Below are 16,051 nucleotides of genomic sequence, written 5' to 3'. Positions count from 1 at the left end.
AATGTCGATATCGGCGGTGGTCTCGGCTCGCAGATTGCCGGCCAGGTCGCAGACGGCGAGCCGCATGCCGGTGGCGCCGGTGTCGGCGATCAGGGTGACACCGAAGTCGGGGTCAAGTTCGTAGCGGTCGGCGGGGCGCCCGCGGGCCTCCGCGCGGGGGGCCGCTCGGCGAAGCAGTCCGGCGTCCTCGAGGACATCGACCCGCTGGGCGACCGCGGTGCGCGACAGCAGGAGCAGTCCGGCGAGGTCGGTCTTGCTGAGCGGTTCATGGGCTTCTCGAATGGCGCCAAGCAGCGCACCTGGACTCTCGCGTAGCCACGGCGACGGCACCTTCACCACGTTCACATCAGCGATGCTACTGGCAGTCTGTGCAGGCAGACGGGAGTATCGGGTCACCATAAGCCCATTATGCCATCGAACTAGATGTAATTGACTTTCAAAGTTGGAACTGGCATCGTGGTGCCCAGCGCCGTTGCACCCCCGCAGCGGGCACTCACCAAAGGAGTTGAGATGGCATCACGACCCGCATGGAAGCGCTCGTGGACAATGTCGGCAGCGGCCGTCGCGTCACTGGGGCTCGCCGCGTGCTCGTCTGCGGATACGACCGCGGACACCTCGGACGGGGCCTCTGGAGAGGACACCTACGTCACCATCATTACCAAGGACCCGGACAACCATTTCTGGACGGCGATGGTCGAGGGTGCAGAGCAGGCGGCTGACGACGCACTCGTCGAGCTCACTGTCGAGGCAGGAGCTGACCAGTCTGATGCTGACGGACAGATCCAGGCGATCGAGAATGCGGTCGCACGAGGCGACAAGGCCATCCTCATCGCCAACAACGGCCCTGCAGTGAACGACGCCATCACGGCCGCCCGCGACGCCGGGCTGCTGGTCTTGGCGCTCGATACGCCCACGGATCCGATTGACCTCGTGGACGAGACCTTCGCGACTGACAACTTCGAGGCGGGCTCGCTGATCGGACAGTGGGTGGCGGAATCGCTTGAGGGCGAGCCGGCCACCATTGCGCTGATCGATCTGTTTGACGACAAGGTGGTCTCCGTCGACTATCAACGCGACCAGGGATTCCTGTCAGGCATGGGAATCGACCTGGCGGACCCCGAGGTCAATGGGGACGAGGCGTCGGTCGGGACCTACAGCGGTGGCGAGTACGAGATCGTCTGCAATGAGGCGTCGAATGGCGCCGAGGACGGCGGGCGCAGCGCGATGGAGAACTGCCTGTCGCTCAATCCCGACATCAACGTCGTGTACTCAGCCAACGAGACATCTGGCGTGGGAGCTGCTCAGGCGCTCCAGGCTGCGGGCATCACCGATGCGCTCGTGGTGTCACTCGATGGCAGCTGCAGCGGTGTCGAGTCTGTGGCGTCCGGCGAGTTCGGTGCGGTCGCTCAGCAGTACCCCAGCGAGATGGGGCGCCTCGGGATCGAGGCTGTGGTCCAGTGGCTCGATGATGGGACGCTGCCTGAGCCCGAGGCCGGCTCCGACTTCGTCAACACGGGCACGGCGCTCGTGACGGATGAGGCCGTCGAGGGACTGGAGAGCATCGACACCGACGAGGGCGCGGCTCTGTGCTGGTAGCACGCTAGCGCGAGAGGGAGGCAGGCAGTAGTGACTGAGACGATCGAGCAGACAGCGGCCGAGAGGTACCGCGCTCGCCCTCTGACACGAGTCCAACGATTGAGGAGACTCCTCCACCGGCACCCGGGCATCAGCCCCACGGTCGTGCTGCTCGGATCCGTGATCAGCTTCTGGTTGATCAACGATCGGTTCCTGCTGCCTGCCAACCTCTCGCTCATCCTGCAGCAGGTCGCCATCATCGGCGCGTTGGCTGTGGGACAGACAATGATCGTCCTCACGGCCGGCATCGATCTCTCCGTGGGCGCGATCATGATCTTCGTCACCATGGTGATGGGCACCCTCGCCGGTGAGCTGGGGGTTCCCGGAGTGCTGGCATTTGTCGTCGGTGCTGCCGTTGGCGCGGCCGCCGGCCTCGTCAACGGCATCCTCGTGGCCTACGTCAAGCTGCCCCCGTTCATCGTCACGTTGGGCACCTTGGGGGTCTTCACCGCGCTCGCACTCCTTATGAGCGGAGGGCGCTCCATCCGGGGTGACGTCCTCGGATCGTTTCTTACGTGGACGGCCACACCCGTGGGGCTGGGGCCATTCAACCTGACGGTCGGCGTGCTGCTCGTCCTCCTCATGTACGCGGGTGTGGCGTTCGCGCTGTCGCAGACCTCGTGGGGTCGCCACGTCTATGCGGTCGGCAACGACCCGGCCGCTGCGCGTCTGGCGGGCATTCGCGTGCGTGCCGTGCTGCTCAGCGTGTACGTGTCGGCGGGCGTCGTCTTCGCCTTCGCGGCTTGGGTCTTGATCGGTCGAGTGGGCGCGGCGACCACGAACTCCGCCGTCGATGCCAACCTCGACTCGATCACCGCGGTCGTGATCGGAGGCACAAGCCTCTTCGGCGGCCGCGGCCGAGTGCTCGGGACGCTTCTTGGCGCGTTGATCGTCGGAGTGTTCCGAAACGGACTGGCGCTTGCTCGTGTCGACGTGTTGTGGCAGACGTTCGCGATTGGCGTGCTCATCATCGCGGCCGTCAGCCTCGATCAGTGGATTCGGCGGACCGGGGCGCAGCGATGAACGACACCTCGATGGCAACGGACGCTCCACGGTTGAGCGCGCGCGGCCTCGTCAAGACGTACGGCCCTGTCGTTGCGATCGATGGCGTCGACCTCGACCTCTATCCCGGTGAGGTGCTTGCGGTCATCGGAGACAACGGCGCCGGCAAGTCGACCCTGATCAAGTGCCTCACCGGTGCCGAGATTCCCGACGTAGGAACGCTCAAGGTCGAAGGGCGCTCCGTGCACTTCCGGAATCCCCAGGACGCGCAGGCCGCTGGCATCGAGACTGTCTATCAACAGCTGGCACTCGCACCCGCGCTCGATATCGCGTCAAACATCTTCCTCGGTCGTGAACGGCGCCGTCCGGGCTTGGTCGGCAAGGTGACTCGGGGGCTTGACCATCGGGCGATGCGAGAGTTCGCGGAAGCGAAGATCTCTGAGCTTGGCATCCAGACGCTCCAGGACATCACGCAGCTCGTCGAGACACTGTCCGGCGGTCAGCGTCAGGCAGTAGCAGTCGCCCGCGCAATCGCTTTCGGTAGCCGTGTCGTGGTGCTCGATGAGCCGACTGCGGCGCTTGGAGTTCGCGAGACGGCGCAGGTCCTCGACGTCATTCGCCGCCTACGCGAACAGGACGTGAGCGTCATTCTCATCAGTCACAACATGCCGAACGTCTTCGACGTCGCAGACCGCATCCACGTGCAGCGACTCGGACGGCGCGCGGCGGTCGTCACCCCCGAAACCCACACACCCGCGGACGCCGTCGCCATCATGACGGGCGCGGCGCCGGGCGACTCCGGCGACGGCGGCGAGGAAGGTGCACTGCCATGAGCGGCCAGCGCAAGATCATTCTGGATACCGATCCGGGCGTCGGCATCCCCGGCACGGACGCCGACGACCCGATTGCGCTGCTGCTCGCGTTGTCAGATCCGAGGCTCGATCTCCTCGCGGTCACGACAACCTTCGGCAACTGCCCACCAGAGCTCGGCGCGCGCGGCGCCGGGGCAGTCCTTGCCGCTGCTGGGCGCGCAGATGTTCCAGTTGCGATAGGAGATTCGGTGCCCCTGTCGGGAGTATTGCCCGCGCTTCTTGTCGAGGCGTATGCAGGGGCGAGAGGTCGTCCGGGTCGAGTCGACCTGCCGATGGCGAGCGACGTTGTGGCGCACCAGAGCGCAGCCGAACTCATCGTCCAGCTCGTTCGAGACAACCCCAACGAGGTGACGATCGTCGCGATCGGCCCGCAGACCAACATCGCGCGCGCCTTGGAGCTAGACCCCGAGATTGCGGACCTGCTCGCCGGGATCGTGTTCATGGGTGGCGCCTTGGGGTTGGACCCTGTCTATGGGCGCGGCAACATCACGCCGGTCGCAGAGTGCAACATCTGGTTCGACCCTCTCGCCGCGAAGCGAGTCTTCGAGTCCGGAATCGATCTCACGATGGTGAGCCTCGACGTGACGAATCCCAACACGGGACTCGTGCTGCAGGACTCCGCGATACGCGCACTCGACCCGACGCGGTCTCCTGTCGCGGAGATACTCGCGCAAGTCTGCACCACCTATCTCGACGCTCCGATGTTCGACTGGGCGCCAGGGTGCGTGCTCTACGACCCGCTCGCCATCGCCGTGGCAGCGGATCCTGGCGTATGCGTCACGAAACACATGTCCCTCAGCGTCGAGACGTCCGGCAGCCTCACCCTTGGGCAGACAGTGCCGATCCGGGACGCGAAGCCCAACGTTCGCGTGTGTGTCGACGTCGACGGAGCGCGAGTCGTCGACGAACTCGTAGCCACCATCCTCACGTACGGCGACCATCGAAAGGACCGCTCATGACCGCGCCGACGACCAATGCCCTAGGGGTGCACGCTCTGGTGTGGGCCGGTAACACCTCGGATCAGGAGGTGCGGCACGCTGTCGATCAGACTGCTCGTGCCGGTTACGACATCCTCGAACTGTCACTGCACGATCTCGACAGCATGGATCTTGGCGTCGCACGGACGGCGCTCGACAGCGCGGGGATCCAGCCAGTGTGCTCGCGTGGGCTAGCGTTCGACGCCGACGTCTCGAGTGACGACGCGGCGGTGGTGGCACGTGGTGCTGAACTGCTCCAGAAGTCGTTGGCGGCGACTCATGAGCTCGGCGGCTCGTTCTTCACGGGTGCGCTATACAGCGCGCTTGGAAAGTACCCGGGGCCGCTCACGCGCGCCGGGCGAGCCAATGCGGTGTCAGTGATTCGTGAGCTCGCCGAACAGGCGTCGCTCTGGGACATGCGCCTGGGTCTTGAGGTGTGCAATCGCTACGAGACGAATGTCCTCAACACGGCCCGTGATGCGTTGCGCATGGCAGACGACATCGGAGCTGACAACGTCTACATACATCTCGACACGTACCACATGAATATCGAAGAGGATGATGTCGTGCGTCCTGTCGTCGAGGTGGGCGACCGACTCGGGTATGTGCACGTTGGCGAGAACCACCGCGGCTACTTGGGGTCGGGGCACTTCGACTTCGGTGCCTTCTTCCACGCCCTGGCGGACGTGGGCTATCTCGGGCCTGTGACATTCGAGTCCTTCTCCTCCGCCGTCGTCGCGCGGGGGCTCTCGAATGACCTGGCGGTGTGGCGTGACCTTTGGGAGGACGGGTTCGAGCTCGCGTGCAAGGCCCGTCAGTTCCTGGCGGCGCACATCGATGCCTCGCGTTCCCATGCGTGACGACCTTCTCCGGCGCGCACGAGACCTCGCGGGCTCCAGCCCTCGTGCTGTGTTGGGGATCGCCGGCGCACCCGGGGCGGGCAAGTCGACGTTGGTCCGGGCGCTCCTGAGGGACCTCTCGTCCGAGGGGGTGGCGACGGCATGGCTCCCGATGGATGGGTTCCACCTCTCGGATGCGCAACTACACCGCTTGGGGAGAGCCGGACGAAAGGGCGCGATCGACACGTTCGACGGCTGGGGCTACGTCAACGCGGTAGCCCGTGCGAGAAGCGAGCTGGACGCGCCCGTCTATGTGCCCGACTTCGAGCGAGACCTCGAGCAGCCCATCGCTGCCGGACTAGTGATCGATCCTGGGCCCGCGCTCGTCGTCACCGAGGGCAACTACCTGTTCGTTCCAGAAGCACCGTGGAATGCCCTCGACTCGTTGCTTGACGAGTCGTGGTTCGTGACGGTCGACGCCGATGTTCGCAGGGCGAGGCTCGTCGATCGACACGTGCTGTTCGGCAAGAGTCGGGTAGCCGCGGAGAGACACGTTGCGCTCGTCGATGAGCCGAACGCTCGGCTCGTGGAGCAATGGCGTGATCGGGCGGATGTCGTTGTGCAGGATTTCGAATCTCGCACGCCGTAGTGTGCGCGTCGACTGCACCCTCCCTTGCGATTCGTTGCAGAGTCTGCAAAAATGCAGACTATGCAACAGAACGAGTCCCTGCGCGATCGCAAGCGCCGCCTGGCCCGGACCGCCACGCAGCGAGCCGCGATCGAGCTGTGCCTCGAGCATGGCGTGGATGCGGTCAGCGTCGAGATGATCTGCGACGTGGTTGGGATCTCGCCCCGCACGTTCTACAACTACTTCGGCACCCGTGAGATCGCGCTGATCGGCGACGAGAAGCCGCTGCCCACGGAGGAGCAGATCGAGGCGTTCATCGCCCGCGAGGGGGTCTCGGACGTCGAGGCCTTCGCGGAGCTGATGTCCCAGGTCTGGGTGGACGCCCAGCCCGATCGCGACCTCTACCGACTGCGCCGCAGGCTGCTCGACGCGAACGCGGAGCTCGCCGGCGCGAATTGGGCGCGCATCACCCGCGCGCGCGAGCAGTACGCGGCGATCGTCCGCCGGCGCCTCGTCGTCACCGCCCCCGGCCGCGACGCGGCCGCGCTCGACTCCGACGCCGCCCTCGTGGTCCACATTGCCATGGGCATCCTGCAGGTCGCCGCTCGCGGATGGGCCTGCCACGAGGACGAGCCCGACCTCGACTCGCTCGTCACCGACCTTTTCCCGCAGCTGCGCCGCCTCACGCAGGCGACGCCCGCACTGAGCCCCACCGCATGACCGGCGGCTGCGCGCCCGCGGCCCCCTGACCACCCCGAGGAGTCCCCTTGTCTGACACGACTGCGCCCGCACGTTCTTCCCGCGCGCACGGCACTGACGCATCGGCGCCCGAGAAGCGCCGCATCGGCCTGATCTTCGTGGGCCTCATCACCGCGATGCTGCTCGCCGCGCTCGACCAGACCATCTTCTCCACCGCGCTGCCGACGGTCGTGGGCGAGCTCAACGGCGTGGACCACATGCTGTGGGTCACCACCGCCTACATCCTCGCGGCGACCATCATGATGCCGGTCTACGGCAAGCTGGGCGACCTGATCGGCCGCAAGCCGCTGTTCATGATCGCGATCTCACTGTTCATGCTCGGCTCCGTGGTGGGCGCGCTGTCGCAGGGAATGACCGAGCTCATCGTCGGCCGCGCGATCCAGGGCCTCGGAGGCGGCGGGCTGATGATCCTGTCGCAGGCGATCATCGCGGACGTGGTGCCGGCGCGTCAGCGCGGGCGCTACATGGGCGTCATGGGCGGAGTCTTCGCGCTCGCCTCGGTCGCCGGGCCGCTGCTCGGCGGCTGGTTCACCGAGTCGATCGGGTGGCAGTGGTGCCTGTGGATCAACATCCCGCTGGGCATCCTCGCGCTCGTGTCCGCGACGCTGTTCCTCAAGCTGCCGCGCCACGACCGTGGGGGAGCCAAGATCGACGTCGCGGGCATGGTGCTGCTCGCGATCGCCTCTGCCGCGCTGGTGCTGGCGAGCTCGTGGGGCGGCCACACGTACCCGTGGGCCTCGTGGCAGATCATCGGCCTGTTCTCGCTGGCGGTCCTGTCCGGCGTTGCGTTCGTGCTGGTCGAGCGCGCCGCGGACGAGCCCGTCATGCCGCTGCACCTGTTCCACCGCCGCAACTTCGTGCTCACCACGACGGCCGGACTGCTGACCGGAATCCTGATGTTCGGCACCCTCGCGTACATGCCCACCTACCTGCAGATGGTGGCGGGCGTGAGCGCGACGCAGGCGGGGCTGCTGATGATTCCGATGATGGGCGCGATGCTGCCGACGTCGATCATCGCGGGCAACCTCGTCAGCCGCACGGGCCGCTACAAGGCCTTCCCCGTCGTGGGCGCCGTCCTGCTGGGCGTCGCGATGGTCCTGCTGTCGACCATGAGCTGGACGCAGCCCATCTGGGTGACGTGCATCTATCTGGCGGTCATGGGCGTGGGCCTGGGCCTCACCATGCAGATCCTGGTGCTGATCGTCCAGAACACGTTCCCGCTGCGGATGGTGGGTACGGCGACGGCGGCCAACAACTACTTCCGGCAGATCGGCGCCTCGCTGGGCGCGGCCGTGGTGGGCTCGATGTTCACGGACCGCCTCATCGACCTGCTGGGGGAGCGCATGCCCGCCGACGCCGTGGTTGATCCCGGCGCCTTCAACTCCCTCACCCCCGAGGCCGTGGCCGACCTGCCGCAGCAGGCGCACGACATCGTGGTGAGCTCGTACAACGACGCGCTCACGCCGGTCTTCCTCCTGCTGCTGCCGCTCGCGATCATCAGCCTCGTGCTGCTGCTCTTTGTCAAGGAGGTGCCGCTCGCGACCACTCTCGACGAGGGCGCCCCGGGCGCCGGAGAGGCCGGTGGGGCAGCGGTGGGCGCGGTCGATGCTGAGGACGTACCCGACGGCGGGGTCGCTGACGGAGGGCCGATGCGCGAGCAGGATTCCGCACTCGCTCGCCGCACCTGACTCGGCCGCCCGGGACCTCTCCACACACGCAAAGGTTCCGTTGCAAAGAAACTCTTGCAAAGAAGTCTTTGCAAGAGTAGCGTGCGGGGCATGCACTCCAGCGACCGGCGCGTCGACGCCACTGCACTGAAGGCCCTCGCGCACCCGTTGCGCGTGGACATCATCGACAACCTGGCGATGGGCGGGCCCGCGACTGCGAGCCAGCTCGCGGACCGTCTGGGGGAGTCCTCCGGCGCCACCAGCTATCACCTGCGCCAGCTCGCGCGACACGGCTTCATCGAGGAGGACGCCGAGCGCGGCACCGCGCGCGAGCGCTGGTGGCGCATGGTGCCTGGAGGGCTCACCCTCAGTCCCACGGACCTGCGCGATGACCCCGGTGCGCACGAGGCGGCTCTGCTGGTGACGCGACAGCTGTCCGACCAGCGGGCGCGCCACGTCGACGCGTTCCTGCGCCGCGGCGAGGCCGAGTTCGGCGAGGCCTGGGTCAACGCGTCGCGCCTGATGACGGCGCGCACCCGCCTCACGCAGGAGGAGCTGCTCGAGATCGGCGATCGCATCGAGCAGGTGATCATGGACGTGGTGGGCCCCCTGCGCGATCGAGAGGACCCGGACGGCGCCCGCACCGTCGCGCTGCAGTTCAACATGTTCCCGGTCGTGGGGGTCGACGGCCCCGGTCCTGCTGCCGACCCTGCCTCGTCGCTCGGTGACGGAGGCGCGAAGTGACCGCCGCATCGGCTCCCCGGGCGGCTGGGCTGGGTGAGGGGTTCGGGCGCCTGTGGGCGGCCGCCATCGGGTCGAATCTCGCCGATGGCATCGCGCGCTTCGCGATTCCCCTGACCGCCGTGACGCTCACGCGCGATCCCATGGCGATCTCGATCCTCACGGCGCTCGCGTTCCTGCCGTGGCTGTTCTTCGGCATCCCCGCGGGCATGGTCGTCGACCGCATCGATCGGCGCGTCGCGATGGCCGTCGCGAATGCGATGCGGGTGCTGGCCGCCGCGGGAGTGGCGCTCGCGATCGCGACCGGCCACATCAGCATTGCTGTCCTCGCGATCGCGACCGTGATCTTCGGCATCGGCGAGACCCTGTTCGACAATGCGACCAACGCGGTGCTGCCCGCGCTCGTGCCGCGCGCGGGATTGGATCGCGCGAACGGTCGCATCCAGGCCACGCAGACCGGCGTCGACATGTTCGTCGCGACTCCCATCTCGGGAGTCCTCTTCGCGGCGGCCGTCGCGCTGCCCATGATCGTGGGCGGCCTGGGGTACCTGATCGCTGCGGGATTCGTGCTGGCGCTGCCGGTGGCGGCGGCGCGGGCGAGCGGACCGTCGCCGCAGGCAGCGGCGTCCCACGTGCCCTTGCGCGAGGCCATGCGCTTCCTGTGGGAGCACCACTACCTGCGGTCGATGGTGATCGTCACCTCGATCATGGGCTCGATGCTGATCATGGCCCAGGCAGTCACCGTGCTGCTGTTCGTCGATCGGTTCGGTGTGACGGCGCAGGTGGTGGGACTGGTGACCGCGGGCATCGGGCTCGGCGCCGTCGCGGGGTCTCTCACCTCGGGCCTCGTGGTGCGCGCCCTCGGGCGCGGGCGCACGATGCTCGCGTCGACCCTCATCGCGGGCCTGGGCCTGCTGGGCGTGGGCTTCGCGCCGAACGCCTGGCTCGCGACGGCGTCGTATGCCGTCGGCGCCTATGGCGTCTCGACGTGGAACGTGCCGTGGGGCTCGCTGCGCCAGTCCATCGTGCCCGGGCCGATGCTGGGGCGCGTGATCGGTGCTTCCCGCACGGTGTCGTGGGGGCTGTTCCCCATCGCCACGCTCGCGGGAGGGGCTCTCGCGCGCGTCGACCTGCAACTGCCGTACCTCGTCGGTGGCGCGGCCTCGGTCGTGATCGCCCTCATCTCTGCTCGGCTGCTGCTCTCGGACGATGCGCACATGCCCGACGACGACGCGCACCCCGACGACGACGCACGCCCCGATGACGCCCGGCCGCCCGAGGGCGACGTCGAGGCAGCCGCAGATGAGGTCGGCGCGCCGACGGCCGCGTGAGGTGAGTCGGCGGGCGTGCCGCGGCATGCGCTGACCGCGGCGCGGTGTCGCGCCGCCCCGTCCCCAGGCCGCCGCATCGGCCCGTGATCCCCTGAGGCGCCCGCATCGCCGTGCCGCCGCCCGTCCCCGTGCTCCAGTGTGGGCGCGGGAGGTGACCCATGGATGCACGGCAGGCGGTGGGCGCGCACGGCGAGCAGGTGGTGGCGCGTGCGCTCGAGGAACAGGGGTGGGAGGTGCTTGCGCGCAACTGGAGGTGCGCGCGCGGGGAGGTCGACATCATTGCGGCCGACGGTGACACCGCGGTCGCGGTCGAGGTCAAGACCCGTCGCTCCGGCGTGTGCGGCAGCGGTCTCGAGGCCGTGACACCCACCAAGGTCGCTCGGCTGCGCGTGCTGGTGGGGCAGTGGCTCGCGACGCAGCGGCGCACCTTCGCCGCCGTGCGGGTCGACGCCGTCGCGGTGGTGCTCCCGCCGTCCGGCCCCGCCGAGCTCGACCACGTCCGGGGCATCGAGTGATCGGCCGCACGAGGGCCGTGGCTCTCGCGGGTCTGGCCGGGCATCTGGTGGACGTCGAGGCTCACATCGGCTCGGCCCTGCCCGCATTCGCCATCGTCGGGCTGCCGGACGCGTCGCTGTCGGAGGCTCGCGACCGCGTGCGCGCTGCCATCGCGAGCTCGTCGCTCGCCTGGCCGCCGCGCCGCATCACGGTCAACCTGTCGCCGGCGTCGCTGCCCAAGCGCGGCGCATCCACGGATCTCGCGATCGCGATCGCCGTGCTCGCCGCAGCCGCGACCATCGATCCCGATCGCGCGGCCCGCGCCGTGCACCTCGGCGAGCTCGGGCTCGACGGCAGAGTACGCCCCGTGGCGGGCGTGCTGCCCGCGGTCGCGGCCGCAGCCCGGCACGGAGTCGCCACGGTGGTGGTGCCGGCGGGGAACGCCGAGGAGGCGCGGCTGGTGCCGAACATCGACGTGCTGCCGGTGGCGACGCTCGCGGAGCTGGCAGTCCACTACGGGGCGCGCGAAGCGGTGGCCATCGCAACCGACGCGGTGCGCGCCCCTGCCCAGGATCGAGCCGGGCCGTCGTCCGTCGACCTGTCCGATGTGCGCGGCCAGGAGGAAGCACGGTGGGCCCTCGAGGTCGCGGCGGCCGGGGGGCACCACGTGCTCATGTCCGGTCCACCTGGCGCCGGCAAGACCATGCTCGCGCGGCGGCTGCCCACGGTCCTGCCGCCGCTCGACGACGAGGACGCGATCGTCGCCACCAGCGTGCACTCGCTCGCCGGCACGCTCGACGCGAGCGGAGGCCTGCTGCGCACGCCGCCGTTCGAGGACCCCCACCACAGTGCCTCTGCGGCGGCGATCGTCGGTGGCGGCACTGGCCTCGCGCGACCCGGTGCGGTCTCACGCGCGCACGCGGGTGTGCTGTTTCTCGATGAGGCACCCGAGTTCCCGGCGCGGGTTCTCCAGACGCTCCGTCAACCGCTGGAGCACGGCGAGATCGTGCTTTACCGCGCCCACGGCGCGACGCGCTATCCGGCTCGGTTCCAGTTGGTGATGGCCGCCAACCCCTGCCCGTGCGGCAACTTCTATGGCACAGGGGAGAGGTGCGTGTGCAAGCCGATCGACCGTCGGCGCTACCTGGCCCGGCTGTCGGGGCCCCTCCTCGACCGTGTTGACCTCCAGGTGACCGTAGGGCCGGTTGCGGGCGCGAGCCCCGAGGCAGGAGAAGCCTCTGCGGCCGTCGCAGCTCGTGTCGCTCAGGCGCGCGAGCGCGCGGGGGCGAGGCTGGCGGCCCAGGGGTGGCGCACCAACGCGCACGTGTCGGGCCGATGGCTGCGGCGCCAGACGCCTGGAGAGAGCGCTGAGGCGGTCTGGCGTGCCCTCGATCGCGGGACGCTCACCGCCCGGGGCGCCGACCGTGCGCTGAGGGTGGCGTGGACCATCGCGGATCTGGCGGGACGGGACGCGCCGTCGCCCGACCACGTCGCCCAGGCGCTGACGCTTCGATCCCGGGGCGGCGCATCGTGAACGGGCCGGCGCATCGTGACCCGGGCGATCGCATGAGCGCCCGCACGGCGGAGCCGGCAGACGTCGACGCCCGCATGTCCTGGAGCGCGGTCGCCGAGCCGGCCGACGCGGTCGCCGGGTGGCTGGTGCAGACCCTCGGTGCAGCCGGAGCCTGGGAGTGGTTGCGTGGAGCGATCAGCGATCCGGTCGCCGCCACCATGCGCCTGGTCGAGCGGGCCGCACCGGCGGACGTGGATGCTGCGGTCGCCTCGGTCGCTCGCTGGGCGCCCCGCGTCGACGGTGCGGAGCCCGCCGACCTGCGGCGGAGGGCCGCCGCGTGCGGCGCCCGCGTCGTGGTGCCCGGCGACGGTGACTGGCCCACGTCGGTGGACGACCTCGGGCTCGTGGCACCCCACGCACTGTGGGTGAGGGGAGGGGGCGACCCGAAGGCCCTGGGCGCGGAGGGTGTCGCGATCGTGGGGGCGCGGGCCTCGACCTCGTACGGCGACCACGTCGCCGCAGCGATCGCCGCGGATGTGGTCGGGGCGGGACGAACGGTCGTCTCGGGAGGCGCCTTCGGGATCGACGTCACGGCCCATCGGGCAGCGCTCGCTGCGGACGGCAGGACCATCGCGGTCATGGCCGGCGGGGTCGACCGCCTGTACCCGGCGGGCAACGCGCACATCCTGGAGCGCGTCCTCGAACGCGGCGTGGTGGTGAGCGAGGTGCCACCCGGGTGGGCCCCGCACCGGTCGCGTTTCCTGACACGCAACCGGCTGATCGCGTGCGCCGGCGTCACGGTCGTGGTCGAGGCGGCCTGGCGCTCGGGCGCGTTGAGCACGGCTACCCACGCGCAGCGGCTGCTGAGGCCCGTGGCGGCGGTGCCCGGGCCCGTGACGAGTGCGTCGTCCGCGGGGTGCCATCGCCTCGTTCGCGACGGGCAGGCAGTCCTGGTCACGAACGGTCAGGAGGTGCTCGAGCTCGTCGAGCCACTCGACCCCTCCCGAGCGGACAGCGGTGATGGCGACCCAGGCCGGCTCGAGTTCGACAGGCCCGAGGACCGGGCGGTGTTCGACGCTCTCGGCCGTCGTACCGTCGAGCGCTCGGAACTCGTGGCGGCGGCGGGGGTCGACGCGGCGGCGGTGAGGGCGGCGCTGGGCCGCCTCGAGCTGGCAGGCCTGGTCGAGGCCCGGGGGCTCGGGTGGAGGCGGGTCCGTGGCGTTCCGCTGACATGAGGGCAGCACGAATCAGCACTCGTTGGGCGCCAAAACTATGACAAACCGGTACAAAAAGGGGGTTAACAGTGAGTTTGATGTGACAAATGTGACAGGAGGGGTTGATTTGACAGGTGTGACGGTGCCACAGTGGCACCATGCTCACGAGGGGTGATAGCGGCGCGATCGACCTGGTCGCGCAGTTCGAGGGGTACCTGCGCCATGAGCGCGGCCTCTCGGAGAACACCGTGCGCGCCTACCGCTGCGATCTCCTCCAGCTCGCCATCCACGCCTCCGGCGGGGCCGAGGTCGACTCACCGGTCGCGGACGCCGTGCTGGCCGACATCTCGCTCGCCGACCTTCGCTCGTGGCTCGCCGGGATGGCGCAGTCGGGGCTGTCGCGGACCACGCTCGCTCGCCGCGGCGCCGCGGCGCGGACGTTCTTCGCGTGGGCCTACGACGCCGGCCACATCGAGGCCAACCCTGCGCTGCGGCTGGCGTCGGCGCGGCCCGCGTCGACGCTGCCCGCGGCGATGAGCCCCGCAGACGTGGTGACGCTGCTCACCGTGGCGCGCGACCGCTGCGACGATGGTGACCCGCTCCACCTGCGCGACTGGGCGATCGCGGAGCTCCTGTACGCGACCGGCATGCGCGTCGGCGAGCTCGTGGGCGTCGACATCGCCGACGCGGACCTCGACGAGCGGCTCGTGCGCGTCACGGGCAAGGGCAGCAAGCAGCGAGTGGTGCCCTTCGGCGTGCCGGCAGCAGGCGCCGTCCGCGAGTGGCTCGAGGGCGGTCGACCCGCACTCATCTCGGAGGACACGGACGCCGCGCTTTTCCTCGGGCGCCGAGGCGCCCGCGTGGGGCAGCGCCAGGTGCGCGAGGCGATCCATCAGCTCTGCCGCGAGGCCGACGTTCCGGAGATCGCTCCCCACGCGCTCCGTCACACCGCCGCCACTCATCTTCTCACCGGGGGATCCGACCTCCGCTCCGTCCAGGAAGTGCTCGGTCACGCCAGCCTCAACACGACCCAGCGCTACACCCACGTGTCCGCAGAACGCCTGCGGGCGACCTACCAACTCGCGCACCCGCGCGCCTAGGGAGATCCCATGTCCAGCCTGAACCCCGTGCTGTCGCAGGACACCGAGGAGCCGATGCGCCTGGCCCCGCCGCGCGCCGCCGAGAACGTGGTCGCTGGATGGTGGAATGCCATGGAGCGGCTCGATGGCGACGAGCGACGTGCTGCCCGCGATGCCCTCATCACGCACTACGCGCCGCTCGTGACCCAGGTGGCGACCCGAATGATCGGCAGGCTCCCGGACACCGTGGAGCTCGCCGACCTGGTCTCCTACGGGACCTTCGGGCTCATCGACGCGGTCGAGAAGTTCGAGCCGGAGCGCGGCTACAAGTTCGAGACCTACGCCGGCCAGCGCGTGCGCGGCGCGATCATCGACGAGCTGCGCGCCGCCGACTGGGTGCCGCGCTCGGTCCGCTCCAAGGCGCGCACCGTCGAGCAGGCCTCGCGTACGCTCGAGCAGCGCCTCATGCGGCCGGTCGCGGATGAGGACGTCGCGGATCACCTCGACTGGGACGTCGCCGAAGTTCGCACCGTCCGTGCTCAGGTGGCGCTGTCCCACGTCGCCGCTCTCGATGGCATGGTCGCAGGAGGGGAGGCGCGGTCGATCGACGCGCTGCTGGGCGCGAGCGCGCCGGAGGCCTCCCGCGCCGTCGAGGCGCGCGAGACCAGCACCCTGCTCGCCGCTGCGATCCAGGGCGTCCGTGACCGCGAGCAGGAGGTGGTCCGGCTCTATTACTTCGAAGGGCTCACGCTCGCTCAGATCGGCGAGATCCTCGGCGTCACCGAATCACGCGTGTCGCAGATCCACTCCGGAGCCGTCAAGAAGCTGCGCGAGGCACTCGTCCGCACGGGCGCGTTCAGCTGATCGCGGCCTCGCTCATCGGGAGCAGCCTCACGGCACCGAAGCCCCGCAGCACATCCAGCGGGTCCACGTAGCCGTCGGCGTCCCTGACGCCCCAGTGGACGCACGCGGCGGTGCCGCAGTGCGCGACGGTCTCGGAGACGACCCCGATCCAGTCGCCCGTGGCGACAGGCGTGCCCGCCGCCAGGGAAGACTCGACGGGCTCCATGCTCGAGATCAGCCCGTTGTCATGGGTCACGGTGATCACCGGTCGGTCGACCACATGGCCGGCGAACGTCACGGTGCCGGCCCCCGGCGATCGCACCTGCTGGCCGGCCGACGCGGCCAGGTCGATGCCGCGATGGCCGGGCAGCCAATCGTCGCGCGGGATGCTGGCCGCCCGCAGCATGCGCGCCGGCGCGATGGGGCTGTCGAGAATGTGGTCCGGCGCCCAGATCC

General features: G+C 69.5%; 17 protein-coding genes. 15 read left to right on the top strand and 2 right to left on the bottom strand.

Annotated features, from left to right (window positions below; all coding sequences use genetic code 11):
- Positions 1-339: helix-turn-helix domain-containing protein (locus QZ483_RS07835; RefSeq protein WP_297082665.1), on the bottom strand; the 339-nt coding region annotated here is incomplete at its 3' end.
- Positions 340-510: 171 nt separating this feature from the next.
- Here QZ483_RS07835 and QZ483_RS07830 point away from each other — a divergent pair.
- The 15 genes from QZ483_RS07830 to QZ483_RS07760 all read left to right on the top strand — a co-directional run bounded on the left by QZ483_RS07830 (position 511) and on the right by QZ483_RS07760 (position 15,616).
- A complete protein-coding gene (locus QZ483_RS07830) occupies positions 511-1,596 on the top strand; it encodes a substrate-binding domain-containing protein (protein ID WP_297082663.1) in 1,086 nt (361 codons plus the stop codon).
- Positions 1,597-1,695: 99 nt separating this feature from the next.
- A complete protein-coding gene (locus QZ483_RS07825) occupies positions 1,696-2,658 on the top strand; it encodes an ABC transporter permease (protein WP_297082660.1) in 963 nt (320 codons plus the stop codon).
- Between the two features lie 11 nt (positions 2,659-2,669).
- Positions 2,670-3,470 (top strand): ATP-binding cassette domain-containing protein, encoded by an 801-nt coding sequence (locus QZ483_RS07820; protein ID WP_297082658.1) that lies wholly within the window; start codon positions 2,670-2,672, stop codon positions 3,468-3,470.
- Complete coding sequence (locus tag QZ483_RS07815; protein ID WP_297082656.1) at positions 3,467-4,468, top strand: nucleoside hydrolase; 1,002 nt, start codon at positions 3,467-3,469, stop codon at positions 4,466-4,468. The genes QZ483_RS07820 and QZ483_RS07815 overlap by 4 nt, the downstream gene beginning before the upstream one ends.
- Positions 4,465-5,346: a sugar phosphate isomerase/epimerase gene (locus QZ483_RS07810; protein WP_297082654.1), complete on the top strand. Its 882-nt coding sequence runs from the start codon at positions 4,465-4,467 to the stop codon at positions 5,344-5,346. The genes QZ483_RS07815 and QZ483_RS07810 overlap by 4 nt, the downstream gene beginning before the upstream one ends.
- The gene (locus tag QZ483_RS07805) at positions 5,240-5,974 is read left to right on the top strand and encodes a nucleoside/nucleotide kinase family protein (RefSeq protein ID WP_367117092.1); all 735 of its coding nucleotides are present in this window, start codon (positions 5,240-5,242) and stop codon (positions 5,972-5,974) included. Before QZ483_RS07810 ends, QZ483_RS07805 begins: the two co-directional genes overlap by 107 nt.
- A gap of 60 nt (positions 5,975-6,034) precedes the next feature.
- Complete coding sequence (locus QZ483_RS07800) at positions 6,035-6,673, top strand: TetR/AcrR family transcriptional regulator (protein ID WP_297082650.1); 639 nt, start codon at positions 6,035-6,037, stop codon at positions 6,671-6,673.
- Between the two features lie 47 nt (positions 6,674-6,720).
- Complete coding sequence (locus QZ483_RS07795) at positions 6,721-8,400, top strand: MDR family MFS transporter (RefSeq protein ID WP_297082648.1); 1,680 nt, start codon at positions 6,721-6,723, stop codon at positions 8,398-8,400.
- A 90-nt stretch (positions 8,401-8,490) separates the two neighbouring features.
- Positions 8,491-9,123, top strand: coding sequence for a helix-turn-helix domain-containing protein (locus QZ483_RS07790; RefSeq protein WP_297082646.1), 633 nt, complete (start codon positions 8,491-8,493; stop codon positions 9,121-9,123).
- A complete protein-coding gene (locus QZ483_RS07785) occupies positions 9,120-10,451 on the top strand; it encodes an MFS transporter (protein ID WP_297082643.1) in 1,332 nt (443 codons plus the stop codon). The genes QZ483_RS07790 and QZ483_RS07785 overlap by 4 nt, the downstream gene beginning before the upstream one ends.
- Positions 10,452-10,609: 158 nt before the next feature.
- Complete coding sequence (locus QZ483_RS07780; RefSeq protein WP_297082642.1) at positions 10,610-10,966, top strand: YraN family protein; 357 nt, start codon at positions 10,610-10,612, stop codon at positions 10,964-10,966.
- A gap of 17 nt (positions 10,967-10,983) precedes the next feature.
- Complete coding sequence (locus QZ483_RS07775; protein ID WP_297082640.1) at positions 10,984-12,480, top strand: YifB family Mg chelatase-like AAA ATPase; 1,497 nt, start codon at positions 10,984-10,986, stop codon at positions 12,478-12,480.
- Between the two features lie 32 nt (positions 12,481-12,512).
- Positions 12,513-13,694: a DNA-processing protein DprA gene (gene dprA / locus QZ483_RS07770; RefSeq protein WP_297082639.1), complete on the top strand. Its 1,182-nt coding sequence runs from the start codon at positions 12,513-12,515 to the stop codon at positions 13,692-13,694.
- Positions 13,695-13,831: 137 nt separating this feature from the next.
- Positions 13,832-14,773 (top strand): tyrosine recombinase XerC, encoded by a 942-nt coding sequence (locus tag QZ483_RS07765; protein ID WP_297082636.1) that lies wholly within the window; start codon positions 13,832-13,834, stop codon positions 14,771-14,773.
- A 9-nt stretch (positions 14,774-14,782) separates the two neighbouring features.
- Entirely contained in the window at positions 14,783-15,616 is an 834-nt protein-coding gene (locus QZ483_RS07760; RefSeq protein ID WP_297082635.1) for a FliA/WhiG family RNA polymerase sigma factor, read from the top strand.
- On the opposite strand, the gene QZ483_RS07755 is transcribed toward QZ483_RS07760, so the two are convergent.
- Positions 15,609-16,051 (bottom strand): M23 family metallopeptidase (locus QZ483_RS07755; RefSeq protein WP_297082633.1); only part of this gene is annotated, 443 nt, incomplete at its 5' end. The two genes, QZ483_RS07760 and QZ483_RS07755, sit on opposite strands and share 8 nt — an antisense overlap.

This window comes from uncultured Demequina sp., assembly GCF_913055775.1.
Lineage (GTDB): Bacteria > Actinomycetota > Actinomycetes > Actinomycetales > Demequinaceae > Demequina.
This window is presented reverse-complemented; position numbering and strand designations above follow the sequence as displayed.